Raw genomic sequence first — 24,506 nt, forward strand, 5'->3', positions numbered from 1 at the left:
GGCGTCAGTCCAGCAGTGCCTTGAACCAGTGGTCCGTGTGGCGCTCGGTGTACTCGGCGTCGGTGCGCCACGCGTCGCCGTGCCCGGTCCGCCAGTGGGTCGCCCAGGGCTCGGCCCCGAGCGCGGCCTGGTCCCGCAGGAAGTCGTGCATCGCCCGGGTCCGCACGGTCAGCAGCGGCACCAGGTCGCGGCGCTGCCGCTCGTCCAGCCCGTACGCGTCCGCCAAGGTCCGCAGACGCCGCCCCGCGTCGGCGCGCTGCCAGTCGGGGTGCGCCGACAGGGGGATGAAGCCGTGCGCCGCGTAGGCGAGATCCCACAGACGCGATCCCGGCCCGGCGTGGTCCCAGTCGATGACGACCCAGGGGTCACCGATCACGAGGTTCCACGGTGCGAGATCGTGGTGGACGATCATCTCGTCCCGGTCGGCCGGGATCAGGACGTTCCACCGCGCGTCGGGCGGTGGCGTGAACGTCGCGAGCGCGTCGTGCAGCTCGCGCGTCAATCGACCCACCCTGGCGAGCTGCTCCAGCGGTTCGAGCAGGCCGAAGCGGAGCGGCCACGGCACCTCGCCCGCCGCGAAGGTGAGGATCTCCCGTCCGTTCTCGTCGACCCCGAGCGGCCGGGGTGCGCCCCGGAAGCCGACCGACCAGAGGTGGTCGAGAAGCGCGTGCACCGCCGGTGTCCAGGGGCCGGCCTGCCGGCGTACGGTGTCACCGACCCGCACCACACCCGCCGTCACGTTCCCGCCGGAGAGCGGGACCTCCTCGGCATCCATGCGCCAAACGTGCCACATCGACCGTCGCGCCGCATGCCCTACCGGCAGCCGTGCGGCTCGGCATATTGTCGGCGATGGCTGCTGACGTGCGTACCGAAGACGGTTGTCGCCTGTGGGTCGACCAGGTCGGCGCCGGAGGGCCGCTGGTGCTCTGTCCCGATGGTCCGGGCCTCTGGGACCACCTCGGGTCGGTCGACCGTTTCGCCACCGACCTCGACGTGGTACGCGAACACCTGGCCGGACCGCAGACGGCCCTGCTGGGCCACTCGTGGGGCGTGCACCTGGCGCTGCGGTACGCGATCGAACATTCGAGACGGGTCAGTCGCTGGAGGAGGCGCTGCCGAAGTGCGAGCGGGTCAGCCTCCCCGGATCCGGTCATCTGCCGTGGGTCGAGAACCCGCACGACTTTCGCCGGGCGGTGACCACCTTCCTCGGCGCGCCCATGTGAGCCGGCGTCGCCTCCGCCCGGCACGCTGCTGACGCTGTGGAGATCTTGGCACGAAAGGGCCCTCATGGGGCTCTTTCGTACCAAGATCTATTCTTGTCTCGCCCGGTGGGGCGGGAGTCTCGAAGGAAGGCCCGCCCGGCGTCGCCGAAAAATCGATGTAGCAACAACTATGGATGTCTGGATGGTGTTGGCGCGTCGATCGTGCTGGTCGGATGGCGGAACGGACATCGCCGTTCGACGATGACAGGAGGGACCGTGCGCACACCACCCCGTGCGTTGACGGGGACCACCGCGCTGCTGATGGCAGCCGGACTGGTCCTGACCGCCGCTGGCGGCGGCCAGGCAGCACCCCGGGAACAGACCCGTACCCAGGCGCCACCCGACCACCTGCCGGGCGACCGGCACGACACCAAGGCCACTGACAACCGCAAGGGCCGCGTCGCCGCCAGCGAGCGCCAGCGGGACCGCGCCGCCGCGCTCGGCGCGCGCGTGCGCTGGACCGACTTCGGTACGCCCGCCACGCTCACCTCGACCGGCAAGCCCCTCGCCACCGGCCTGCCCGCGGACCCGGCCGCCGCCGCGCGCGCGTATGTCGCCGCCAACCGGGACGTGCTGGGCCTGACCGCCGAGGGCGCCGCCGCGCTGGAACTGCTCACCGTGGCGCCGATGGGGCAGGGCGCGACAGCGCTGTTCCGGCAGCGCTTCGGCGACCTGCCGGCCGCCGTCGCCACGTCCCCAGGCGCCCGAGCTGATCATGCGGTCGTTCGACATCCCGCGCACCAAGGCCACGCACCTGCGCGTGGAGGTGCTGAACAACCAGTGCGCGGGCGCGCCGGACTACGCCGGTGAGCAGGACGACGACCCGCGGGCGGCGACCGACTGCGCCACCGCCAGCCCGCAGTCGCAGAACGTGCGGATCGCCGAGTTCCAGGCGTTCGCGCGCTGACCCACGCGGCGGGTGCGGACGGGCGGCTCGGGTCGTCCGTCCGCACCCGCCATCGGGTGTTCACGCGGGGTTCGGGGCGTCGTCGCCGGATCGGGGCTGTGCCGCGGGCAGGATCCTCGACAGACTGAGCGGCGACCAGCCAATGATGCTGATCGATTGCATACCGGCTCGTTCAAGGAGGATCCCTTGACCCCGTTCCGCGCCGCCGTCACCCGCGTACGCCGCGCCCTCGCCGCGTCCGCCCTGGTCACCGCCGTGGCCGCCGCCGCGCTCGTCGCGCCGTCCACCGTGTCCACCCGCCTCGCCGAGCCCGCGGCGGCCGCCGTGTACGGCTCCTGCACCCAGTCCCGCTGCGCCGACGCGCGTACCGCCCGTTCCGGCTGGTCAGCGAAGAGCTTCCCGACCAGCCGCGGCTGGTACTCGTGGAGCGGCGGCCGGTGCAACTTCGCGGGCGGCCGGTTCTACAACTACGAGGGACAGCTTCCCGCGGGCGCCACCTACCACGAGTACGACGTCTACCCGCGCGCCTGCAACGCCTCCCGGGACGCGTACCGGATCGTGGTCGACAAGAGCACCGGGGCGACCTGGTTCTCGCCCGACCACTACGCCAACTTCTACCGGCTCTGAGCAGCCTCGGCGCCGGCCGGGCATTCCGCGCCCGGCCGGCGGCCGTCGGGAAAGGACGGATCATGGGTACGCGGCTGCCGGCCTGGCTCGTGTACGACGGCGCGCCGCCCGAGCCGGACGCCACCGCGTCGGCGGCAGGCCCGGACGGCGACGCGGTGGCGGGCGGCGGAGCGTCGCCGGGTGGCGTGCTCGTCTCCGGCGCGGCCGGCCGCACCCGGGCCGCGCTGCACGAGACGCTGGCCGGAGCGCTGGAACTGCCCGGCTGGTACGGCCGCAACTGGGACGCCCTCGCCGACGCGTTTGCCGACCGCCTCGACGCCGGTCCGCTGACAGTGGTCGTGACCGACGCGGCGGACCTGCTCGCCGACGACCCGCCCGCCCAGCTCGGCACGCTGCTCGACGTGCTCGGCGCGGTCGCCGCCGGCGCTCACGAGACGCTGCGGGTGGTGCTGCACGACCACCCGGACCGGCTGCCCGCCCTGCGTGCCCGGGTCGCCGCCGTTCTCGGCGGGCGGGTGGGCGCCCCGCCTCCCGCGACCGGCTGACCGGGTGCCGTTTCCCCGCCGCCGTGGCCCCCACCTCCCCGAAGCGGCGACCTCGTGCGGTGAGCATTGCCGCCACTTCGGCGAGATGGCGGGGTCTGGCGGGTGGGGATACCGCTGCTTCGGGGTGGTGGTGGGCCAGTCATCGGATTGGAACGTGGCGAGGTGAGGTGGGCCGGGGGCGAGGGCGCGGGTCGCGTCGGCGGCCCGGGCGGGACGTGCCGGACCAGGTGGGGTCAGGCGGGCGGGTCGAGGATGGCGCTGAAGCGTTCCTCGGCCAGGTCGAGCTGGGCGAGGATGTGCTGCTTCACCGGTGGGGACAGCGGTGTGTCCGGCCGGGCGACCAGGTCGCGGAAGACCGGCACCAGCGGGCGGTACTTGGTGGCGGCGCGGATCACCTTCGGCCCCACCGTATGGATCACGCCCACGCCGTTGTCGGTGAAGTCGGACACCTTGATCACCCGCGCCCAGGGTTCCCGTTCCAGGCTGTCCGCCACGTGTTCCCGGTACTGCTCGTCGCGGTCCCGGCCCGGGTCGTACGCGGGATTGGTGACCGCCGCGACCAGCCGGGCGACCCGCGCGCCGAACCGGTCCGACAGCGCGGTGAGCGCCGCCGCTGTCGCGTCGGCTCCCGAATCGCTGTCGAGCCCGGACAGCTCGGCGGGGTGGTCCTCGACCGCGTCGTGCAGCAGCCCGGCGACGATCACGTCCACGTCCCGCACCTGGTAGTGGTGCATCAGCCGGATCGCCACCCGCAGCAGGTGGTTGAGGTAGGGCTCGCGTACCCGCCGGTCGTCGCGGTGCAGCTCGGCCGCCAGGTCGAGCGCCTCGGTCAGCCGGTCACGGGCGGTCTCGTCGAACGCCTCGATCTCCAGCCGGAACCGGGCCAGCAGGCCGGGCTCACCGTGGATCTCGGTGATCGCGTGCATCGGCATGGTGGCCAGGTAGGCGGGGAACTCCATGCGTCCCTTATAGCTGATCATCGCTCGATTCGGTGCCCGCCGGGCCGCTCGCGTCGCCGGTCAGGCGCTTGACCAGGCGTACGCAGGTGCCCGACGGTGTGCCGACGATGGTGGCCTCGTCCATCACCCGTGCCATGATCAGTCGCCCGCGCCCCCGGTCGCCGCTGTCGTCGCCGTCGGCCGCGCGCCAGCCGCCGTGGTCACGTACCTCGATCTCCAGCCGGTCGCCGCGCAGCTCGGCCCGCAGGGTGGTGATGCCCTCGCGGGCGAAGCGGTAGCCGTGCTCGATGGCGTTGGCGCACGCCTCACCGGTGGCGATGAGGACGGTGTCGACGTCCCACTCGCTCACGCCCCGGGCGTGCAGCCAGCCGCGTAGCCGCTCCCGGGTGTCGGCGAGCCGGGCCGGGTCGGCCGGCAGGTCGATGGCGAGGACCGGGCCGACGTCGCCGGATGTCCCACCCGTCACGTCCGGCCCTCCGTCCCGTGCCCGTCCCCGGACCTGGGCGCCCACTCGCGCTGTCACCGCCCGGTTCTCACCCTGTTGTCCCCGGTGGCCGCCGTTTCATTCCGCCGGCGGCGGTGTCCGTCAAACATGATCATTGCGCATCGGGGGCGGCGTGTCAGCCGGCGGGCCGGTGACGGCGCCGGGCCGGCGTCCGCAAAGGGACGCCGGCCCGGTCGCCGGAGAGGGCTCCGGCGCAGGTCAGAGCGGCAACCGGCCGGCGCCCGCCCAGGCTTCCACGACGAACGGGCCCACCGGGGTCGGCAGCGGCCGGGGGCCCGCAAGGTGGGCGTCCATCCGGCGTCGCCGCCGAGGTCGGGGGCGTGGGCGGCGTTGTACGCGGCGAGCAGGTCGACCGGCCGGGGCAGCCGGTCACCTGACCGTACGGCCGGACGTGGTGGCTGTGGTCCGGATCGCCTTGACGATCGCCGGGATCGACCCGATCAGCAGCACCAGCGCCCAGATCAGCGCCACCACGGCGAACACCACGGCGCCCAGGTCGTCGAGGATGCTGACCAGGATCACCGGCACCAGGCCGTGCAGGAACTGCAGCGCCACCGTGCACAGCAACGTGGTCAGCGCCAGCGCGACGAGGCCCTTGTTGCGCAGGAACCGGGGCTGGGCGGCGAGCAGCAGCCCGGCCCAGACCAGTTTGAGCAGCAGCACCAGCCCGAGCAGCACCGCCGCGTCGCCGACCGGGAAGAACCCCCACACCGCGAGGTACGCCAGCGTGCCGAACGGCGGCGCCAGGAACAGCGACACCATCACCGTCAGCTCGACGAACGCGACGATCAGCAGGACCAGCGACACCAGCAGCAGCACGATCGAGAAGACCAGCGTGGCCACGCCCTGCACCCGGCCCTGCACCCGGTCCGGCAGCACCAGGCTCAGGCAGAACAGCCCGGTCGTCCAGAGCGCCACCACGTCGATCAACGCCAGGTGGCCGATGCCCCGCCCGGCCGGTTCGGACACCGCGCCGACGTCGCCCAGTTCGACGCCGAGCCGACCGGCGTTGTCGCGGAGCGCGCCGCTCGCGTCCCCGCCGCCGGTCAGCGCCGCCGCGCCCAGCTCCACGCCTACCACGAGCGCCACCGCGAGCAGGGCCAGCAGCAGGAACGGTTTGCGCAAGTCACCCATTCCGCGCCTCCGCCCCGGTCAGGAGCGGGTCAGCGTGACCGAACATCCGCCACCTCCCGGACAGCGCAGGAGCACCTCGGTCACCCGGTCCACCGCCACCTTCGCCACCGCCGGGCCGTCCGCGCCGGGCGCGACCTCGTCGGTGACTGTGACGTCCGCGTCGCCGGGGGCGCGGGAGGTCACCTCGAACGGCGTCGTACCGCGCAGCACGAGCGTGCGCAGCGCGCCCGGGTCGGCCACCCGCAGCCGGCACGCGGTGCCGAAGGCCAGCGTCACCCCGTCGGCGGTGGCGGCGGGCTCGGCGGCCGGGGGCAGGCACGTCACGGCCACCGTCGCCGGGTCCACCGTCCCGGTCCCGCGCCCGAGCCGGGCCAGCGCACCCAGCTCGGCCGCCGGGTCGCCGCTGTCGTCGCGCCGCCCGGCCACCGCCACCACGTACAGCCCCACCAGCAGCACGGCCACCGCCACCAGCAGCACCTTCTGCCTGGTAGTCATGGCCGGACCACGGGCGTGAGGCGGATCTGGTCCACCCCGGCGAAGTACCTGTCGGTGCCCTGCGTCTTGCTCACTGCCACGAGCGTCAGCCTGTGCGGTCCGCGGGTCAGCTCCACGGTGCCCACATCCACCTCGTCGGTGCGGACCACAGTCGGGCTGAACCCGAAGAACGTGTCGCCGACCTGCCGGCCGTCGACCAGCCAGATCGTGTTCGCGTAGTCGAACGACGTGGTGCGCACGGTGGAGAACCGCCAGGTGCCGTCGGACGGCACGTCCACCTGCACCGTCACCCGGTCGCCGACGCCCCGGCCCAGGAAGAACAGTTGCGCGTCGCCGGACCACACCACGTCGCAGCAGTTCTCCTGCGCCACCACCTGCGCCTTCGCGCCGGTGGTGGACTGCACCGCCGCGCCGGAGACGAGCGTCTCCGCCTCCACCGTCACCGCGTCTGCGCGCGGCGGGGGCGGGGTGTCCGGTCCGCGGGTCACCAGCCAGGCCACCACCCCGGCCACGACCAGCACCAGCGCCGCGGCAGCGGCGATCCACGGCCACGGCGCGCGCTTCGGGGGTACGACGGCCCGCACGTCGTACGTGACCCGGCCGCTGGACCGGGAACTCTCCTCCGGCGCGGTGTTCGCCGAGTACGCGAACCCGGTCATGTCGTAGCGCCGGGGCGGCGTGCCGGGCGGCACCGCGAGCCGGACCAGGAACGACACCGACCCCTGCCCGGGCACCACCCGCTGCGGCTCGGCCACCGTGAACCAGGCCCGCTGGCTGCCCTCGCCGGGTGCCACGTCGAAGACGACTGTGTCCGGCGCGGTGCCCGGGTTCGACACGGTGAACGTCAGCTCGCCGGCGTTGCGGGCGTCCAGTGTGAACTGCTCGGCGGCGGCGACGACTGTCCATTCGGTGGTCATGACGGCTCCTCGGGCGGATCGTGGGGCAGGGGTGCGGGAACGTGGGCCCGACCGACCGCGCGGACCGTCGCCACCCCGGCGGCGGGTTCGGCGGCGTCCGGCCCGGCCGGCGCGGCATCGGAGGGCGGGCGCGGGAGGGCCGGAACCGGATCGGCCGGAACCGGATCGGCCGGTTCCGTGCCGGCCGGAGATGCGACGACCTCGACGGTGACCGCCGCCGGTTTCTCCGTCTCGACGATGCGGGTGACCAGCGCGAACCGGTCGGCGGCGGCCGGCGGCACCCGCACCACCAGGTGGAACGGCCGCTCGGGTGGCTCGTCCAGCACGAACCCGGTCACGCCGGTGGCCAGCTCCAGCGCGGTCCGCATGCCGTACGGGGTGCCGCGCCACCGGGCCAGCAGTGCGCCGTGCGCCACCAGGTCGCGCAGCCGGCCCACCGGCAACGGCAGCGGCGCGTCGGCGCGGGGCGCGGCGACCACGTGGTCCATCGCCACCCAGCGGGTCAGGTAGGCGACGAACCCGTCCGGCGTCCGGTACGGCCCGAACAACGCGTCGACGTCGGCGAGCACCGCCTCGTCCGGGGCGTGCAGCGCCTCCATCACGTCGAGCAGCGCGCCCAGCACGCTGCCCGGGCCGGCGGCCCGCTGGTACGCGGCCGGCAGCAGCCGCTCAATCGCCGCTCGGCGCATCCTGCCGCACCACCTCGATGTCGTGCTCGCCGGAGCAGAGCAGCCACGTGCCGGGAACGGTGACCACGTCGGCGGTGGCCTGGTTGGCGCTCGCCGTCCAGTCCTCGCCGTCGCCGCTGCGGAACACGCCGCGCTCACCGCCGGCCAGCACCAGCCGCCCGGCACCGGACGTGCCGGTGGGCGCGGTGGCGGCGATGGCGTCGACCGGGACGAACCGGGTCCGGTCCCGCAGCGGCAGGCCGCAGTTGACCATTACCGGAGACCACTGCGGCTGCCCGGCGAGCGGGTCGAGGCGGACCACGCCGCCGCTCTGCGTCGCCGCCAGCGCGAGCGGACCGCTGAACGCCAGATCCCGGCAGGTGCCGCCGATCCAGCCGGCCGCCATCGACTGCCACTTCACGTCCGACTCGAACAGCCGGGTGCGGTGGCAGCCCTGGCCGGGCTTCTTCGGGTCCGGCTCGCCCGCGCCGCACCACAGCAGCGTCGCCGGGCCGTCGTACTGCACGGCGAGCACCCGGTTGTCCGAGTTGGCGAGACCGGCGTGGGCGAACGTGCCCGGACGTCCGGCCGCGACGGACAGATAGACCCCGAATCCGGCCTGCGCGGCCACCGCCACGCCCGGTGCGCCGCGCTCGGAGACGAACGCGCGCACCGCGTAGAAGCCCCGGTCCGCGTCGGCCGGGTCGACCAGGATCTGCAACGGCACCGCGCCCGGCAGCAGCGGCACCTCGTACAGGCCGGTGTCGGTGGCCAGCAGCAGCGCGCCGGTGCCGTCCCGGTCGATCCAGGCCAGATCGCGGACGCCGGAGTCGAGGTCGGTCAGCAGCGTCCACGTCTCGCCCAGGTCGGTGCTCAGCCGGACCCGGGAGCCACCGGCGTCGCGGGTGGTCACCACCGCCACCGAGCCGGCCCGGGGGACCACGCCGGGGCGTACCGGGGCGGGCGCGGGCACCACCCGCACCACCGTCTCGTCGTCGAACCGGCCGGCCGGTTCCCAGCCCGCACCGGCGTTGGTGGAGCGGAACAGCACCGGGCCGCCGCCCGCGTACCAGGTGCCGGCCTGGTACTGGTCCACCGCCACGGTGCGCACCCGCGCGTCGGGCGCCTCGTCGACCACGAACCGCACCGACTCGACGTAGCGCACGCCCGGCTCGGCGTGCTCCAGCATCCGGTACACGTTGGAGGCGCGCAGCGGCTCACCGAACGCCCAGCCGGCCGGGTTCAGCGGCGTCGGCAGCGGGCTGAGCGTCTGGTGCAGCCGGTCGTGGATGCGGCGGCGCACCGCCTCCACGTCCTCCTCGCGGCGCACCACCACCCGCGCCCGGATGGACACCGCCTTGTACCGGGCCCAGCCCGCCCGCACCGCCGTACCCAGGGCGCGACGGTGCTCCAGGTCGGCCTCGACCCGGCGGCGGGCCTCCTCCACCTCGTGCTCCCGCAGCACCGCCACCGGCAGCCGCCCACCGGGGCGGGCCGCCTCCGGCACGTACGGCACCAGCACCACCTCGACCTCGCCGGGCCGGGCGAAGCTGTAGACGGCGGCCCGGGTGAACGCCCGCGCCCGCGCCACCGCCCCGGAGCCGGTGGCCAGGATCTCGAAGTCCCGGGCGGTCACCGCGCGTTGCTGGGCGAAGAACTCGTACGGCCCGCGCGCCAGCACCGACTCCAGCGACTCCAGATCCCGGCCGCCGGTGGCCGGGTCCGGGTTGTCCACCGTCACCCCGGGCAGCGGGTCGCGCAGGCTGGTCAGCACACCCGCCGCGACGTTGCCGGCGGGCCCGCCGCCGCAGCGGTACCAGAGCCGCACCTGCCGCCCGGCCGGTGGCACCGCCGCCACAGGGGTCGCCCCGGCCGCCCCCTCGACGGCCGGCGCCCCCACGTCCGGGCGCAGGTCCAGCGCCGGGGCGAACGTGACCACCCCGGAGGCCCGGTCCACCAGGTAGACCTTCGCCTGCGGGCCGACCCCGGCGAAGCTGACCACCGGACGCCAGATCTCGTACGTGCGCCCCTCGTGGTCCCGGGCCGCCGCGCCCAGCTCCACCGACCCGGCCGGCACCTCCACCCCCAGCAGCAGGTCCAGCGCCTCGGTGGTCCGGGTCAGCGGCGCGCGGGCGGCCCGGAACACCTGGCCGGGCTGCCCGGTTCCGGTGCCCAGCAGCTCCGCCTCGACCGGTTCGCAGTGATGCACGCGTACCGTCGTCGTGGTCTCCCCGGCGGGCAGTACCGCCGGTTCGGTGGTCACGAAGACGACCGGCCGGGGGTCGGCGCCGCGCGCCGCGGCGACGCGGGTGCCGGCCGGCACCCGCACCGGGCCCCGGTCCGGGCCGGTGCGGGTCAGCCGCACGTCCGCCCAGGCCGCCGCCGGTGGGTGCCGGGTGACGCCGAGCAGGTTCAGGAACGCCACGTACGCCTTCTCCGGCAACTGGTTCAGCCGGTAGATCATCACCTCGGTCAGGTAGGCGAACGCCTCCACCAGCGCCATGCCCGGGTCGTGCGCGGACAGGTCGGTCCAGTCCGGGCAGGACCGGGCGATCCGATCCCGCGCCTCGGTGACCAGGTCGAGGAAGGCGCGGTCGTCCAGGTGCGGCACCGGCAGCGTCATGACGTGCCCTCCTCGTCTGCGGTCTCCTCGTCGGCCGGGAGCAGGTCGACGGAGAACACCAGGTGGCCGGGGGAGAGGCTGGCCCGGACCCGGTAGTCCAGCCGGATCACCAGGCGCCACGGGTCGTCCGGGTCTCCGTCGGCGTCCACGTCCAGCACCTCCACCCGGGGCTCCCAGCGGCGGATCGCCTGCCGCACGTAGTGGATCGCCAGCCCGGCGGTGGTGTCGTCGTTGGGCGCGAACACCAGCCGGTGCAGCCGCGACCCGTAGCCGGGACGCATCAGCCGCTCCCCGGGCGTGGTGGACAGCAGCAGGTACAGCGCCTGGCGTACCGTCTCGTCGCCGTCGGTCATGGCGAGCCCGCCGGTGGCGGTGAGCGCGAGACCACCGGCGCGGCCGGCGTCGAAGCCGGCGCCGACGAAGCGGAAGGCCCTCATGCGTCCGCCCCCAGGAAGCCCTGCCGCACGTCGCGTACCTGGTGGTGCACGGTGCCCGGCGGGGTGCCGTCGGTGCGGCCGTCCAGGTGCGACAGCACCACCGGCTGCCGGTCCACCCGCACCCACGTGCTGTAACCCACAGTCACGGTCAGCGTGTGCAGGCACGGTTTGATCGTCGGGCCGTAGTTGGGGCAGGCGGTGATGTCGCGCCCCTCCGGGTCGGGCCGCACCAGCACCGGCACGTCCTGGACCGTCACCCACTGCTGGGACGGGCGGTTGCGCACCCGTCCGTCGTGCCCGCAGGTGATCAGCGAGTCGCGGTGGATCCAGCGCATCAGCCACCTCCGGCGGAACGGGCGAGCGTACGGGCCTGCGCGGCGGCGGTCTCCGCGTCCTCGGCCGCCGGGGCGTGCAGGAAGTCGACGGTGCGCCCGCGCACCACGACGGCCCGGCCGGGCGCGGAGAGCACCAGGTCACCGGCGGCGTGCACGGTGGTCAGTTCGGGCCGCAGCTCGACGAAGCTGCCCGCGTCGGTGGCCAGCCGCAGCGCCCGCCCGTCGTCGTCGATCACGATCGACTGCCCGGTGCCGGTCCGCATCGACCAGCGGCGCGACCGCCCGGAGACGATCCCCGCGTCGTACGGCTCGGCCGCGCCGAACAGCGAACCGAGCACCACGCCCGAGGCGGGCTCGCCGCCGGGCAGCGCCACCAGCACGGTGTCGTCCGGGTCGGGCAGCGCGACGATCCCCTTGCCCCGGCCCGCGCCCGGGCAGAGCACCGCGAGCCAGCCGGCGTCCAGATCGCCGTACGCGGGCAGCGTCACCCGGGCCCGGCCGAGCCCGTCCGGGTCGTCGACGTCGGTGACGGTGCCGAGCGTGACTGTCGCCGCCGGGGGCGCGGCCGACGGCGGCGGGCCGGGCGGCGCGGTGCAGAACCGGGTCAGGTGCCCGTCCGCGTCCACCGTGTGCACCACCTCGGTGAGCACGTACACCCCGGCGACCGGCTCCGGGACACCGGCGAGCGCGATCCGCCGGCCCGGCCGCAGCGCCGGGTCGCCCTCGGCCGTGCCCTCGGCGGTGACCAGCGCCGCCACCCGGGCGTCCAGGCCGGCCTGGGCCAGCGCGGCCAGCTCGTCGCCGCTGCGGCCCGGCTGGTCCACAGCCGTGCGCACGCCGTCCGCGCCCACGTCGCCCGGGTCCGGGCGCAGCGGGATCCGCCGCCCGCTGCGCGCCTCGCCCGCCCGCTCGCCCAGCGGCTCGGCGCGCTGCGGATGCCAGCCGAGGACGGCGCACTGGGCACCCGCCCGGTCCAGGTTCTCGGTGACCCGCAGCGCGTGCACCGTCTCGCCGAGCGTCAACGGCAGCGGATCCCCGTACCCGTCCAGCGTGAACAGCCGCAACCGGTCATCGTCGACGCCCAGGTGCAGCCCGGCCCGGCCGGCCACCTCGCACAGCAGTTCCAGGTCGGTGTGCCGGTGCTGGAGCAGCCGGTCCAGGCGCGGCCCGTCGACCTCGGCCGTCACACCCAACCCCAGCCCGGCGCACAGCTCACCGGCCAGCTCGGCGGCCGTCACCGACTCGAACACCCGCAGCTCCTGCCGCTTGCGCAGCCGGTGCAGCGGGTCGTACGCCCGGATCCGGGCCAGCGCTGAGCCGTCGCCGGCGTACTCCCGCTCGACCGCTGTCACCTCGCCGGTGAACAGTGCCTCCGCCCGCCCGTCGAGCCGTACGCCGACCGTGGCGCCGGGGCGTACCGGTGGGTCGAGAGGGCCCGCGCCGGGCGCGGCGGCCAGCGTCAGCTCGCACTGCGCCGGCCGGTCGAGCCGGGCGGCGACGCGGACGCCGCGCAGCCGGGCCGGGTCGGCCAGCGGCCGTCCGTCCACTGTCACCAGCACGGCCCGGTTCACGGCGTGCTCCCGGCGGCCGCTCGCCGCGCCGGGCTGGTGGCGTGGTGGGTCACGGGGTGCCTCCCGTGGTGGCGGCGTCCGGTGGGACGGTGGCGGCCCCGGCCGGGGGGACGGCGAGCGCGGTGCCCGCGGGCACGGTGAGCGGATCGGTGACGCGGTTGTGCTCGGCGAGCAGCCGCCAGCGCAGCGGCGAGCCCAGCGCGTCGTGGGCGAGCAGGTCGAAGCGCACCCCGGACCAGCCCGGCTCGGCCGCCCCGTCGGCCGCGGCGACCACCGCCGACCCGGGCGCGACACTCGGCGTGCTCGCCGCGGCCAGTTCCTCCTCGAAACCGGCCCGCGCCGCCTCCGCGCCCTCCGCGACGCGGACCAGCTTCAGCCGTAGCCAGGACCGCCGGGGTGCGCCGGTGAGGGTGAACGCGTCGAAGCGTTCCGCGATCGCGGTGATCACGCCGGGTACGTTCCAGGTCTTGCCCCAGACCAGGCGGACCAGCGGCGGGCGCAGCCAGCCGTGCTCGACCGCCGAGTTCTCGGCCAGCATCCACAGCGGCCGGGTCAGCGCGCGGACGTCCTCGGGCCGGGCCGGGGACTCCACGAAGTCGACGTCGAAGAGCAGGTCGAGGACCAGCTCGGTGCGCCCGCCGCCGGTGAAGACGAGCGGGTCGTCGGCCAGCCCGGCGCCGGTGAGCGGCCCGTCCGGTCCGCCGCGCGGGCGTACCCCGGCCAGCCGCGTCACCTGCACCGTCTCCGGGTTGAGCAGGCAGTCGACCCGGGTGCCGGACTCGTCCACGAGGAAGGCGACGCGCTCCATCAGTCACCCGCCTGTTCCCGGTCCAGCCGGGCCGTGTCACTCCACGGTGTGGCCCGGGTCGCCGGGTTCCACCACGCCGGTTCGCCCGGCAGCGCCGGCCAGGGATCCGCGTGTGCTCCGCGGTTCCCGGCCGCTCGGCCTGCGGCGGCCGGGGCCGTGATCGCCGTGCGGGCCGGGGCGGCGTCGTCCGGCAGGGCCGGCCACGGGCCGGCGGGCGCTGGCCGCGCGTGTCGCTGTCCCTGTCGTGCCCGGAGATCGCCATCGGGCACGGGGGCGTGCCCGTACGGCGTGGTGGCGGCCCGCACCGGGTAGTGGCCGGCGGATCCGTCCCCGGTCCCGCCGCGACCGTTCGCCGCTCCGACCGGGCTGCCCGGGGTGTGCGTGGCCGGTCCGTGCGGCGACGACCGTGGCGCGGCCGCGAACACGAGCGGACGTCCGTCCGATCGGCCGGGCGGAAGGTCCGTCGCGGACGGGTCATCCGGGTGCGGCTTCCGGCCGCGGTCGGCCGGCGCGAGGTGAGAGCGGCCGGACCGCCGCTCGGGTGGTTCCGCTCCGCCGGATGGTCTACCGCCGCGCGATGCGGCAGTGCCCGTTGTGTCGACCATGCACACCGGGCCGGCTGTGCCTGCTGGTCCGGACACGTGCGCCGGTTCCGTGAGGTGCGGCGTTCTCGTCGGGCCGCCTGACTCGGGCAGGGACCGGCACGCCGGCGCGATGGAAAGCGCCGCGTCGTCGTCCGGCCGCGACGATCCTGTTTCGGACGGTGCCGTGCCCCGTTCCGCCGGCCCGGCGTCGACCCCCGTCCCCGGAGCACCATGACCGGAGTCGACACACATCTCCGGCGCGGATCTCCCACCACCCGAGACGCCTGTCTCGTCCTCCGGAACCTGCCGGAGATCTTGGTACGACACGGCCCCCATGGGGGCCCTTTCGTACCAAGATCTCGACGGATCGGGCGTGAGAGGGCCTCTGCGGGATCGGGGGTCACCGAGCAACAGCGCTTTGCCGGTCCGCCACAGCCGGCCCACCTGAGCGCTTCGCGTCTGAGCCCGGTCCGCGTCGCCGCCACCCGGCCGGTCCGCGTCGCCGCCCGCTGGCCGGCCGGCACGCGAAGAGGCGACGGGCGGCCGGTCGGCGGAGGACAGGTGCTGGGGTGGGGACGAGGGCGGGGGAAGGTCGCGCAGCAGACCCGGGGCGTGCGCCGCCACCAGACGCCGCCAGTGCTCGGGCGGCTCGCCGGGCGGGCGCGGCACCTCGGCCGGCGACTCCGGTGCGGACGGCGCGGACGGTGCGGACGGCGCGGACAGGCGGTCGGCGGTGGCCCGCAGCACGCGGGCCAGCCGGTCACGCGGTCGCCGGGGCGGCGGCACCGCCGGCCTCCAGTTCCAGGCCCTCGTACGCCAGGGTCAGCGCCTCGATGGCGATCTCCTGCGACAGCGTGTTCAGGTGCGCGCCCCGCCACCGGGTCGGCCAAGCGTTGATCATGTTCCAGCGCAGTACCTCGGCGGTGCCGGCCGGGTCCAGCAGCACCACCGACACGTTGCGCCGGTTGACGGTGCCCTTCGCCGCCGCGTTCACCCAGTCCCACAGCTCGCGTGAGCTGGTCAGGCCGAAGTGGAGGGTCACCGGGGCGTACTCGACCTGGCCGGGCACGGCCCGGATGCGCTCGTTGCCGGCCTCCCGGTACGACAGCGCCGGTATCGTCACCTCGAAGCCGCTGACCTCGGTGAAGTGCCCGTTGGTGATGCCGTTGATCAGCAGCTTGAAGTGGTACGCCCGGTACGGGTCGACGGGCGCCCCCGGCTGCGGCGTCGCGGTGGTGGGCATGTCAGCCTCCGATCGTCTCGGTCTCGGTGCCGCCGGCCCACTGGCTCAGCCGGAACACCACGAACTCGGCGGGCTTGACCACCGCGATGCCGATGTGGGCCACCACCATCCCGGCGTCGCGGACGTCGGCCGGGTTGGTCTCCTCGTCGCACTTGACGAAGAACGCCTCCTCGGGCGTACGGCCGAGCAGCGCGCCGTCGCGCCACACCCGGGTGAGGAACGCCCCGATGTCCCGGCGGATCGAGCGCCACAGCGTGAAGTCGTTCGGCTCGAACACCATCCACCGGGTGCCATTGGCGATGGCCTGCTCGATGGAGATGGACAGCCGCCGCACGTTCAGGTAGCGCCACTCGCTGGCCTCGGCGGCGAGCGTCCGCGCGCCCCATAGCCGGATGCCCTCCCCGGCGAAGAAGCGGATCACGTTGACGCCCTTGGGGTTGAGCACGTCGTGCTCCGGCCGGGTCACCCGGTACGCGAGGTCGACCGCGCCGCGCACCGGCTCGTTCGCAGGCGCCTTGTGCACGCCGCGCAGCGCGTCGGTGCGGGCCCAGATACCGGCGACGTGCCCGCTCGGCGGGGTGGACACGAGGTCGCCGCCGAGCGGGTCGCGGACCCGGATCCACGGGAAGTAGAAGGTGGCGTAGTCCGTCTGCCGGGGCCGGTCGCCACCGGTGCCGGGTGGCTCGCCGTCGCCCGGCGTACCCTCGGCGGGCTTGCCGACCGACGCGGCCGACGCGGGCTTGCCGGGCGTGGCGACGCGGGTGAGCCGGGAGACGTCGGTGACCTCCGGCGGCGGGTCGCAGATCGCCACCATGGTGCGCAGCCGCTCGGCCATGCTGATCAGGGCCTCGTGCGAGACCGGGTCGTGGTAGCCGGGCGCGGCGAGGATGGAGATCTCGTCGATGGCCTCCAGCAGTTGCAGGCCCGCACGCCGCCCGCCGGTGCCGGTGAGCCGGCCGCCCTCGCCGACGTTGACCACCCAGCAGCGGGTACCGCCGTTGTCCAGGAAGCCGAACACGGCGCGGGCCAGCGGGGTGCTCTCCAGCTGCTCGCCGTCGGCGTACAGCCGCAGGAACTCGGTCCAGCTGTTCACCGCCAGCGCCTCGCCGACGTGGGCGCCGCGGTCGGGCGCGACGCCGACGAACGCGGCGGTGCTCATGCCGACCGGCCCGATCGGGCGGGCCCCGCCGGGCACCTCCTCGACGTAGATGCCGGGGGAGAAGTAGGTGGGCATCGGTCCTCCTCGGGACGTCAGTCGGGGGCGCGGACGACGATCAGGCCGTCGCCGTGCGGGTCGAGCTCGGCGGTGTGGACGCGCCCCGCGCCGGTGAGCCGGATCCGCACCGGGGCGTCCGGCGCGTCGGGGTCGTGCGGGACGCCGGCCAGCCGGAACCGGCCGGCCGCGTCGGTCTCGGTGGCCTGGGCGGCGCCCACCAGCTCCACCCGGACGGCGGCGAGCGGCTGGTCCTGCGGTCCGACCACCCGTCCGTCGAGCGTGCGCATGCCGAGCTGCCGCAGCCGCAGCGGCTGCCGCACCGGCGGCGCGACCGGGACCGGCCGCTGCACCCGGGCCGGCGCGTCGAGCAGCAGCGCGGGCCGGGGCGCCACGCCGAGCGCCCGCCACAGCGCCGGGTCACCGGCGGCGAGCACCAGCTCCGGCCGGCCCGCCGCGGTGGCGGCGGCGAGCACCCGGTCCAGCGCGGGCAGCGCCGCCGGCCCGCCGCCGGAGACCAGCAGGCGGACCACGAACCGGTACGGCTCGCGCGTCGCGCCGCCGGTGGCGGTCTGCCGGGCCGGCCGCAGCTCCAGCGGCCAGAGCGTGAGGCCGCCGTCGGGGTCGTCGCGCGGCGGACCGACCGGAACGGGTTCACCCGCGGCCCCGGCCAGCCAGCTCGCGACGTCCGCGACGGCCGCCTCGATCGCGCCGGTCATCGCGGTGGCGTCCCCTGGACGCGGTACGCGATGGCCTCGTTCCACACGTGCGGGTAGACGCCGATCTCGAAGTAGCGGGCGAACCGGTTGATCGGCGCGTTGGTGTGGTCGTGCCAGAGCAGCCACACCGGGGCGATGGTGAACAGCACGTAGTTGAGCGCCACCAGCGGCAAGTAGAACGGGCCGAGCAGCCGGGCCTGGAACACGTGCACGTCCTCGTGCCGCTGGATGCCGGGGCTGGACCCGGCGCACACGGTGCCGATGGTGGTGGCGTACCGGGGGGAGACGCCCTCGACCACGTTGACCCGGCCGCTGCCGGCCGAGACGACCCGGTCGAGCTGGTGGCCGAAGACCAGGTGCAGCGCCAGGAACAGCGCCCCGGCGAACGTGTTGAGCAGGCTCCAGGTGTGGTCGACCACGAAGAGGAAGATCCCCTTCGGATCGGCCCCGTACGTGCCGGCCGAGGCGGACGCCCAGCCGAACGGTGCGCCGAGGAGCAGTCCGACGACCGTGCCGACCAGCAGGCCGACGGTGCCGGCGGCGAGGTGCCCGAGTACGGCGCCGAAGACGACCTGGACGGTCGCGCTGAGCATGCCGAAGATCATCGGGTCACCTCTCAGACCCAGGAGCGGACGAAGCGGGGCGCGTGCCCCTGGGCGAGCTGGGTCGGCGACGCCTGCGTCGCCTGCCGGTTGCCCGGGGGGAGCTGGTTGACGCCGAGCGCGGCGGAGAAGATCACCAGTCCGTTGAAGAACGCGATGACCCACCTCTCCGGGCCGGCGTCGGTGGCGAACGCGGCGGTCAGGTACGACAGCAGGAGCGCGACGCCCAGCGCGATCCACTTGCGCGCCTTGTCGCCGCTCGGGCCGATCAGCCCGCCGATGACGTTGGTGGCGAGCAGGGTGGCGGCGCTGGCGCCGGTGAGGCTGCCCAGGGCGGCCCAGGTGAAGAGATCGTTCACGGCGATCCCCCTCTTTCCACGGTGCGGTGGTGCGGTCGGGGTGGATGGTGCGGCGGTGCCCGGGGTTCACTGCCCGGGTTCCGCCCGGTGTGCTGGTGGGCCGCCGGCGCGGGCGCCGTCGGTGGTCGGTGGGTCTCAGGCCGGCGGACCGGCGGGCGGTGCGGGTGCGGCCGGGCCCCCGGTGGCAGGCGGTGCCGGTCCGGCGGGCGCACCCGGGCCGGTGGCGGTGTCCGGGCCGGTGGTGGCCGCTGCGCCCGCGCCGTGGCGGGAGCGCCGCCGTATCAGCAGCACGACCGCCACGGCGACGGCCAGCAGCAGGACGACCGCGCCGGCGACGACCGGCAGCCAGGGGAAGGAACCGTCCCCGGTCACCACGGCGGCGGGGCTGGTGGCGGGCGGCGGGGGCGCCTGGGCGACGGCCCGCAACTCGGCCGGCTTGGGCTGGTTGGCGACCACCTTCCAGCTGACCGAGCGTCCGGTGATCGTGCCGTTGGTGTCGAGCACCCGGCCGGGGAACGTCACCGAGATCTCGAACGCCATCAAGGTCATGAAGGCCTGCTGCTGGCGCGGATCCTGCTGCCCGAATTTGCCGCCGTACTTCTTCGGGTCCAGCGGGAGCGAGAAGCGATAGAGGTCGTCGTCGCGGACAAGATTCACGCTTTCGCTCGTGAATTGCGCCAGCGGCGTTTTCCGGTACGTGATCTGAATGCCGTACGAGGTGGCGTCCTCGTACCCGGTCTCCGCTCCGGGCGGAAGTGAGGGAATGTTCGGCCGCAGTTCGGCGAACGCCACCGCCGGGTCCGGGTTCCGCTGCTTGAGCAGGGATTTCGGCGCGGTGAGCAGGAGCTGACCGGAGACGGTGTCGTCGTCGTTCACGGTCAGCCCGAGGTTGAGCTGCATGCAGCCGCTCATTATCGCCACGAGGGCGAGACACACCGCGAGGCCGAGTGCCCGGCTGCGGCGGAGTCTCGTGTTCATGCGCTCAGTGTGAGCCGGTGCCGGCCGCCGTGCAGTCCGTGATCGGTCGCCGTTCTGTCGCCGATCTTACCGGCTCCCTTTCCCGTTCGGACGACCTCGACAAGGCGAGCGATATTTTGACGGGTTTCGGTGCGGCGGCTGCCGGTCGGTGTACCGGGCCATGCCGCGCAGCGCCGTCCTCGACGGGATCAGCCGGATCGTCGTGTCGCGCAGAGCCACCGCCACCGGGTGGCGCAGTTGCTGGCCGTACCGGGCGGTGCGCAGGGCCGCGCGGGCGACGGCCTGACTGCGCGGCCGCCGCTGCCGGTCGTACGCGGCCAGCGCGCCGGCCAGGTCAGCCGTGCCGTTCGCGCAGACGGCGCCCAGCACCACGGCGTCCTCGATCGCCTGACCCGCGCCCTGACCCAGGTGCGGCGTCATCGCGTGCGCGGCGTCACCGAGCAGCGCCACCCGTCCCCGTACGTAGGTCGGCAGCGGGGTGTCCAGGTGCAGCAGGTCGGTCCGGAGCACCGCGTCGGGCGGCGTGGCCGCCAGCAACGCCGGGATCGGCTCGTGCCAGTCGCCGAAGCGCTCCCGCACGGCGGCCAGTTCGTCCGGCTCGCGCCCGCCCGGCGGCGCGACGTCGGCCGCGTACCAGTAGAGCCGGCCGTCGCCGAGTGGAACGGTGCCGAACTCGCGGCCGGGCCCCCAGGTGACCGCCGTCGCCACCGGTGCGGGCCAGGTGATCGCCGCCCGCCAGGCCGTCGAGCCGGAGTACGCCGGTGGCGGCGCTTCCGGCCACAACCGGCGGCGCACCGTGCTGTTCAGCCCGTCCGCGCCGACGACCAGGTCCGCCGCGAGGACGTCGGTGGTGCCGTCCGTCCGGCAGGTCACCGACGGCGTGGTGGCGTCGATGCCGACCGTCTCGACGCCGGTGCGGAGTGCCCCGGACGGCAGCGCGTCGCGTAGCAGGCGGTGCAGGGCGGTCCGGTGGATGCCGAGCGCCGCGGTGCCCAGGGCGGCCTCCAGGTCGGCGCCCTCGATCCGGGACAGCCACCGGCCGGCCCGGGTGCGGAGTCCGCCGGGCGTGTCGGGGCGGCCGTCGCGCCGGACGGCGTCACCGAGGCCGAGCGCGTCGAGCCCGCGCAGCGCGTTGGCCATCAGCGTCAAACCGGTGCCGAGTTCGCGCGGCCGTTCGGCGCGCTCCAGCACTGTGACGCGCCATCCGCGCCGGTGCAGCGCGACGGCCGCGGCCAGCCCACCGATGCCGGCGCCGACCACCGCCGCGTGTGGTTCGCCCACCCCGCACCTCCTTCTACAGCTGTAGAAAAGCGATACTACGCCGGTACGGCGTGGTTGAGGAGAGTGACGTGAGCGCACGAACGGCCCGGGTGGCCCTGCTCGCCGACGCGGCGGTGCGCCTGCTCGCCGCCGGCGGCATGCGCGCGCTGACCCATCGGGCGGTCGACGCCGCCGCCGGGGTGCCGCCCGGCACCACCTCGGCGTATCTGCGTACCCGGCAGGCGCTGATCGAGGCGGTGGTGCAGCGCCTGGCCGACCTCGACCGGGCGGACCTCGCCGACCACGACCTGCCCACCGCCCCGACCGGGCCCGCGCCGGCGCTCGGGCCGGACGGGCTCGACCACCTCGCCGCCGGGGTGGCCGACGTGCTCGACCGGTGGCTGACCGCAGGACGCGACCGGACCCTGGCCCGCTACGCCTGCCTGCTGGAGGCGACCCACCGGCCGGAACTGCGCCCGATCCTGCACCACGGCAGCGTCCTCCGCGTGCAGGCCCGCGAACTGCTGTCCCGGGCGGGCGCCGCGGACCCGCACCGGCAGGGCGACCAGTTCGTGGGGTTCGTCGACGGACTGCTCTTCGACCGCCTGGTCGGCGCGGGCGCGCTCAGCGCGCCACCGCCCGGCACGCCGGCGAGCCGGGACGACCTCCGGGCGGCCGTCCGCACCCTGCTGCGCGCGTTCACCGGAGCCTGAGACCGGCCCTCACCGCGCCGAGGATCCCTCCGCGACGATCCGGAACACCGGAATGCCGGCGGCGACCCGGGCGAAGTCGGCGAGCGGGGCGTGCCGGTCCACCGGCACGTGCGCCCGGGCGCCGGGGGCGAGCGCGAGGTGCCGGCGCAGGATCGGGGGGCGCCGCGCCACCGGCACCTCGACCAGCCGCACCGGCTCGCGGCCGCGACGGCGCAGCACCACCCGTCCGCCCGCGGCGCGCACGTTCGCCACCCAGTTGACCCGCTCGCCCAGCATCGACACCACGTACCGCTCGCCGTCGTGGTCGGCCACCACGATCGGCACCGAGACGGTCCGGCCGGTACGGCGGCCCGGCACCTCCATGGTCACCCAGTGTCGCGGGGCGAGGCCGGCACCGTACTGCCAGGCCGACAGCGCGTTCATCGTCCGGGCCAGCCGGTTCGGCCGGCCACCCCGGTACATCCACCTCATGACTCCGCCCATCGAACCCACCTTCTCCTGTGTGCGCCGACGTCCCGTGTCCATTGACGGGCGGGCGCACGGCGGCGGCCAGGGCCGACCGGCCCGAACACGTCCCGGCAGCGTGAACCACCGCCGGACGGGGCCACCGGCCGGGCCGCGGGTGGCTGCGCTCAGGCGCTCTCCCGGGTGACGAGCGTCGACGGGAAGGCGGTGCTCGGGGCGACCGGCGCGCGCGTCAGCACGGCCGTGGCCGCAGCGGCGGCGATCCGGTCGACCGGGTGGGTCGCGGTGGTCAGCGGCGGGCTGCTGATCGCCGCGTACGGCAGGTCGTCGAACCCGGCCACCGCCACGTCGTGCGGCACCCGCACACCGCGCCCGCCCAGCGCGGCGATCACACCGAACGCGGTGGCGTCGCTGGCCGCGTACACCGCGTCGGCGTCCGGCCACCGGCGCAGCGCCGCCAGCGCCGCCCGGCCGCCCCGCGCCGCGGTGAAGTCGCCGGTCACCAGCCGCTCCGGCGACCCGGTCTCCCGCATCAGCTCCCGGTACGCGGTGACCGAACGCTCGGCGCAGCTCAGCCAGCGCGGCCCGGTGACCATGACGATGCGGCGCCGGCCGGTGGCGTACAGGTGGCGCAGCACCTCACCCGCACCGCCGGCGTTGTCGACGTCGAACGACGGCACCGTCGCCGAGCCCTGACCGATCGAGGCGACCCGGCCGCGCAACCTCGGCGGCACCGCGTCCAGCGCCGCCTGGGTGGTGTTGACCAGGATCGCCCCGCAGACGCCCCGGTCGGTGCCGAGCCGGGTCAGCCCCGACGGGTCGGCCAGCGGCAGCCACTCCAGGGCCACGCCGACGCCGTGCGGCGCGCACACCCGCGACGCCGTGCTCACCACCCGGTGCACGTACGGGTCGTCCAGCACCGTGTCGTCGCGGCCCCCCACCGCCACCACCAGGCGTACCCCGCCGCCGCGCACCAGCGCCCGGGCCGCGAGATCCGGCACGTAGTCGAGCCGTTCGGCGGCGGCGCGTACCCGGGTGCGGGCGTCCGCCGAGGTGAACCCGTAGCCGCCGAGCACCCGGGAGGCGGTGGCCCGGGACACCCCGGCGTCGCGGGCCACGTCGTCGAGCGTGGCGGGACGTGCGGTCGGCGAACCCATGCCCGCATCATGCCTGCTGCGGCGCGAACGGGCTAAGCCATAACGGCGCTTGTGGTGGTAGCGCTCTCAGGTGTGCGATTGTCGTCGGGATCCATACGGGGGAAGGAACTGACGCACCGTGAGCAGCACCATCGACGCGCCGGCCGGAAAGCGGCCACCGGCGCCAGAGGCGGTGCTGACCGCCCGCAACGGCGTCGCCGTGGTCTTCGCCCTCAACGGGCTCGCGGTGGCGAGCTGGTTCTCCCGCGTCCCGGCGGCCCGGGAGGCGCTCGACCTCAGCCCGAGCCGGCTCGGGCTCCTGCTGCTCTGCGTCTCGGCCGGTGCGCTGCTGGCCATGCCGACCGCCGGCCTGGTCACCCAGCGGCTCGGGCCCGCGCGCACGGTGGCCGTGTCGGTGGTGCTCGTCATGCTCGGCCTCACCGGCGCCGGGCTCGCCGCCGGCCTGGCCGGATCGGTCGTCGGAGTCGGGTTCGGGCTCGCCGCGTTCGGCTTCGGCTCCGGCATGTGCGACGTGGCGATGAACGTCGAGGGCGCGACGGTGGAGAAGCGCCTCGGCTACACCATCCTGCCCCGGTTCCACGCCGCCTGGAGCCTCGGCTCGGTGGCCGGGGCCGGGCTGGGCGCGGCGGCCGCGCGGTTCGGCGTACCCGTCGGGGTGCACCTGCCGGTCCTGTCCGTGCTCGTTCTGGCCGGCACACTGCTCGGCGCCCGGGCGTTCCTCGCCGCACCGGCCGACCCGGCCGGCGACGGGGAGCCGGCGGCCCGGCGGCGGGCGCTGCTCGCCGCCTGGCGCGAGCCCCGCACCCTGCTGATCGGGCTGCTCGTGCTGGTCATGGCGTTCACCGAGGGCAGCGCCAACGACTGGCTCGCGGTCGCCTTCGTGGACGGGTACGGGGTCGACGAGTCCGTCGGCGCCGCCGTGTTCGGCGTGTTCGTGGTGGGCATGACGCTCGGCCGCACCGTCGGCACGGTCGCCATCGACAGGTGGGGGCGGGTGCCGGTGCTGTTCGCGACAATCGCGATGGCGTCCGCCGGTGCCGCGCTCGCCGTGCTGGCCGGCTCCGGCCCCCTCGCCGTGGCCGGCGTCGCGCTGTGGGGACTCGGCGCCTCGCTCGGCTTCCCGGTCGGGATGAGCGCCGCCGCCGACGACGAGGACAAGGCCCCGGCCCGGGTGAGTGTGGTCGCCGTGATCGGCTACACCGCCTTCCTCGCCGGCCCGCCGCTGCTCGGCTTCCTCGGCGACCACTTCGGGGTGCTGTCCGCGCTCGGCGTGGTGCCGCTGCTCCTGTTGCCCACGCTCGCGCTGGTGCCGGTCCTGCGGGAGCGCCCCGCCGCGCCGGCCGGCACCCCGGCGGCGAAGGTCGGTTGAGCCGGTCCAGCCGACTCCCACCGCGCTCCCAGCCGCCTGCCAGGCGGGCGT

At 75.2% G+C, this 24,506-nt stretch carries 28 protein-coding genes; 7 read left to right on the forward strand and 21 right to left on the reverse strand.

Annotated features, from left to right (window positions below; translation table 11 throughout):
• Positions 1-4: 4 nt before the first annotated feature.
• Complete coding sequence (locus C569_RS0101380) at positions 5-775, reverse strand: aminoglycoside phosphotransferase family protein (protein ID WP_018784031.1); 771 nt, start codon at positions 773-775, stop codon at positions 5-7.
• A gap of 74 nt (positions 776-849) precedes the next feature.
• On the opposite strand from C569_RS0101380, the gene C569_RS31930 reads away from it, so the two are divergent.
• The 5 genes from C569_RS31930 (at position 850) to C569_RS0101405 (ending at position 3,341) form a co-directional block, all read left to right on the forward strand.
• Positions 850-1,197: an alpha/beta fold hydrolase gene (locus tag C569_RS31930; RefSeq protein ID WP_231394684.1), complete on the forward strand. Its 348-nt coding sequence runs from the start codon at positions 850-852 to the stop codon at positions 1,195-1,197.
• Positions 1,198-1,478: 281 nt separating this feature from the next.
• Positions 1,479-2,072 carry a hypothetical protein gene (locus tag C569_RS0101390; protein ID WP_231394685.1) on the forward strand — a complete coding sequence of 198 codons (594 nt, stop codon included), beginning with the start codon at positions 1,479-1,481 and terminating at the stop codon, positions 2,070-2,072.
• Positions 2,023-2,169 carry a hypothetical protein gene (locus C569_RS32940; protein WP_155945482.1) on the forward strand — a complete coding sequence of 49 codons (147 nt, stop codon included), beginning with the start codon at positions 2,023-2,025 and terminating at the stop codon, positions 2,167-2,169. Before C569_RS0101390 ends, C569_RS32940 begins: the two co-directional genes overlap by 50 nt.
• 186 nt (positions 2,170-2,355) lie before the next feature.
• Positions 2,356-2,796, forward strand: coding sequence for a ribonuclease domain-containing protein (locus tag C569_RS0101400; protein ID WP_018784035.1), 441 nt, complete (start codon positions 2,356-2,358; stop codon positions 2,794-2,796).
• A 62-nt stretch (positions 2,797-2,858) separates the two neighbouring features.
• Positions 2,859-3,341: a barstar family protein gene (locus tag C569_RS0101405; protein ID WP_018784036.1), complete on the forward strand. Its 483-nt coding sequence runs from the start codon at positions 2,859-2,861 to the stop codon at positions 3,339-3,341.
• A gap of 233 nt (positions 3,342-3,574) precedes the next feature.
• Here the strand turns inward: C569_RS0101405 and C569_RS0101410 are convergent, their stop codons facing one another.
• The 18 genes from C569_RS0101410 to C569_RS0101500 form a co-directional block, all read right to left on the reverse strand.
• Positions 3,575-4,300 carry an HD domain-containing protein gene (locus tag C569_RS0101410; RefSeq protein WP_018784037.1) on the reverse strand — a complete coding sequence of 242 codons (726 nt, stop codon included), beginning with the start codon at positions 4,298-4,300 and terminating at the stop codon, positions 3,575-3,577.
• A gap of 7 nt (positions 4,301-4,307) precedes the next feature.
• The gene (locus C569_RS0101415) at positions 4,308-4,766 is read right to left on the reverse strand and encodes an ATP-binding protein (RefSeq protein WP_018784038.1); all 459 of its coding nucleotides are present in this window, start codon (positions 4,764-4,766) and stop codon (positions 4,308-4,310) included.
• Between the two features lie 408 nt (positions 4,767-5,174).
• Complete coding sequence (locus tag C569_RS0101420) at positions 5,175-5,939, reverse strand: hypothetical protein (protein ID WP_018784039.1); 765 nt, start codon at positions 5,937-5,939, stop codon at positions 5,175-5,177.
• An 18-nt stretch (positions 5,940-5,957) separates the two neighbouring features.
• Complete coding sequence (locus C569_RS0101425; protein WP_018784040.1) at positions 5,958-6,434, reverse strand: hypothetical protein; 477 nt, start codon at positions 6,432-6,434, stop codon at positions 5,958-5,960.
• Positions 6,431-7,351, reverse strand: a complete 921-nt coding sequence (locus C569_RS0101430; protein WP_018784041.1) for a hypothetical protein — start codon at positions 7,349-7,351, stop codon at positions 6,431-6,433. The genes C569_RS0101425 and C569_RS0101430 overlap by 4 nt, the downstream gene beginning before the upstream one ends.
• The gene (locus C569_RS0101435) at positions 7,348-8,040 is read right to left on the reverse strand and encodes a phage tail protein (RefSeq protein ID WP_018784042.1); all 693 of its coding nucleotides are present in this window, start codon (positions 8,038-8,040) and stop codon (positions 7,348-7,350) included. Before C569_RS0101435 ends, C569_RS0101430 begins: the two co-directional genes overlap by 4 nt.
• Entirely contained in the window at positions 8,021-10,642 is a 2,622-nt protein-coding gene (locus tag C569_RS0101440; protein ID WP_018784043.1) for a putative baseplate assembly protein, read from the reverse strand. The genes C569_RS0101435 and C569_RS0101440 overlap by 20 nt, the downstream gene beginning before the upstream one ends.
• On the reverse strand, positions 10,639-11,079 hold the full coding sequence (locus C569_RS0101445; RefSeq protein ID WP_018784044.1) for a GPW/gp25 family protein: 441 nt from the start codon (positions 11,077-11,079) through the stop codon (positions 10,639-10,641). The genes C569_RS0101440 and C569_RS0101445 overlap by 4 nt, the downstream gene beginning before the upstream one ends.
• Positions 11,076-11,414, reverse strand: coding sequence for a hypothetical protein (locus C569_RS0101450; protein ID WP_018784045.1), 339 nt, complete (start codon positions 11,412-11,414; stop codon positions 11,076-11,078). The genes C569_RS0101445 and C569_RS0101450 overlap by 4 nt, the downstream gene beginning before the upstream one ends.
• Positions 11,414-12,985, reverse strand: a complete 1,572-nt coding sequence (locus C569_RS0101455) for a phage baseplate assembly protein V (protein ID WP_018784046.1) — start codon at positions 12,983-12,985, stop codon at positions 11,414-11,416. Before C569_RS0101455 ends, C569_RS0101450 begins: the two co-directional genes overlap by 1 nt.
• A 49-nt stretch (positions 12,986-13,034) precedes the next feature.
• Complete coding sequence (locus C569_RS34830) at positions 13,035-13,793, reverse strand: hypothetical protein (protein WP_018784047.1); 759 nt, start codon at positions 13,791-13,793, stop codon at positions 13,035-13,037.
• Between the two features lie 1,344 nt (positions 13,794-15,137).
• Positions 15,138-15,620 carry a phage tail protein gene (locus tag C569_RS0101470; RefSeq protein ID WP_018784049.1) on the reverse strand — a complete coding sequence of 161 codons (483 nt, stop codon included), beginning with the start codon at positions 15,618-15,620 and terminating at the stop codon, positions 15,138-15,140.
• 1 nt (position 15,621) lies between these two features.
• On the reverse strand, positions 15,622-16,854 hold the full coding sequence (locus C569_RS0101475; RefSeq protein ID WP_018784050.1) for a phage tail sheath subtilisin-like domain-containing protein: 1,233 nt from the start codon (positions 16,852-16,854) through the stop codon (positions 15,622-15,624).
• Between the two features lie 17 nt (positions 16,855-16,871).
• The gene (locus C569_RS0101480) at positions 16,872-17,552 is read right to left on the reverse strand and encodes a carboxypeptidase-like regulatory domain-containing protein (RefSeq protein WP_018784051.1); all 681 of its coding nucleotides are present in this window, start codon (positions 17,550-17,552) and stop codon (positions 16,872-16,874) included.
• The gene (locus C569_RS0101485) at positions 17,549-18,157 is read right to left on the reverse strand and encodes a hypothetical protein (RefSeq protein ID WP_018784052.1); all 609 of its coding nucleotides are present in this window, start codon (positions 18,155-18,157) and stop codon (positions 17,549-17,551) included. Before C569_RS0101485 ends, C569_RS0101480 begins: the two co-directional genes overlap by 4 nt.
• An 11-nt stretch (positions 18,158-18,168) precedes the next feature.
• Positions 18,169-18,513 (reverse strand): hypothetical protein, encoded by a 345-nt coding sequence (locus C569_RS0101490; protein ID WP_018784053.1) that lies wholly within the window; start codon positions 18,511-18,513, stop codon positions 18,169-18,171.
• A 135-nt stretch (positions 18,514-18,648) separates the two neighbouring features.
• Positions 18,649-19,491: a DUF3153 domain-containing protein gene (locus C569_RS0101495; RefSeq protein ID WP_231394686.1), complete on the reverse strand. Its 843-nt coding sequence runs from the start codon at positions 19,489-19,491 to the stop codon at positions 18,649-18,651.
• A 66-nt stretch (positions 19,492-19,557) separates the two neighbouring features.
• Positions 19,558-20,772, reverse strand: coding sequence for an FAD-dependent oxidoreductase (locus C569_RS0101500; RefSeq protein ID WP_018784055.1), 1,215 nt, complete (start codon positions 20,770-20,772; stop codon positions 19,558-19,560).
• A 68-nt stretch (positions 20,773-20,840) separates the two neighbouring features.
• Between C569_RS0101500 and C569_RS0101505 the strand changes: the two genes are divergently transcribed.
• Positions 20,841-21,464, forward strand: coding sequence for a TetR/AcrR family transcriptional regulator (locus C569_RS0101505; RefSeq protein ID WP_026267573.1), 624 nt, complete (start codon positions 20,841-20,843; stop codon positions 21,462-21,464).
• A gap of 9 nt (positions 21,465-21,473) precedes the next feature.
• On the opposite strand, the gene C569_RS0101510 is transcribed toward C569_RS0101505, so the two are convergent.
• Positions 21,474-21,947 carry a nitroreductase/quinone reductase family protein gene (locus tag C569_RS0101510; RefSeq protein ID WP_026267574.1) on the reverse strand — a complete coding sequence of 158 codons (474 nt, stop codon included), beginning with the start codon at positions 21,945-21,947 and terminating at the stop codon, positions 21,474-21,476.
• Positions 21,948-22,096: 149 nt separating this feature from the next.
• On the reverse strand, positions 22,097-23,086 hold the full coding sequence (locus tag C569_RS0101515) for a LacI family DNA-binding transcriptional regulator (protein ID WP_018784058.1): 990 nt from the start codon (positions 23,084-23,086) through the stop codon (positions 22,097-22,099).
• A gap of 118 nt (positions 23,087-23,204) precedes the next feature.
• Between C569_RS0101515 and C569_RS29625 the strand changes: the two genes are divergently transcribed.
• Complete coding sequence (locus C569_RS29625; RefSeq protein ID WP_018784059.1) at positions 23,205-24,455, forward strand: MFS transporter; 1,251 nt, start codon at positions 23,205-23,207, stop codon at positions 24,453-24,455.
• Positions 24,456-24,506: the final 51 nt, after the last annotated feature.

This window comes from Micromonospora sp. CNB394 (genome assembly GCF_000374985.1).
Classification (GTDB): domain Bacteria; phylum Actinomycetota; class Actinomycetes; order Mycobacteriales; family Micromonosporaceae; genus Micromonospora; species Micromonospora marina.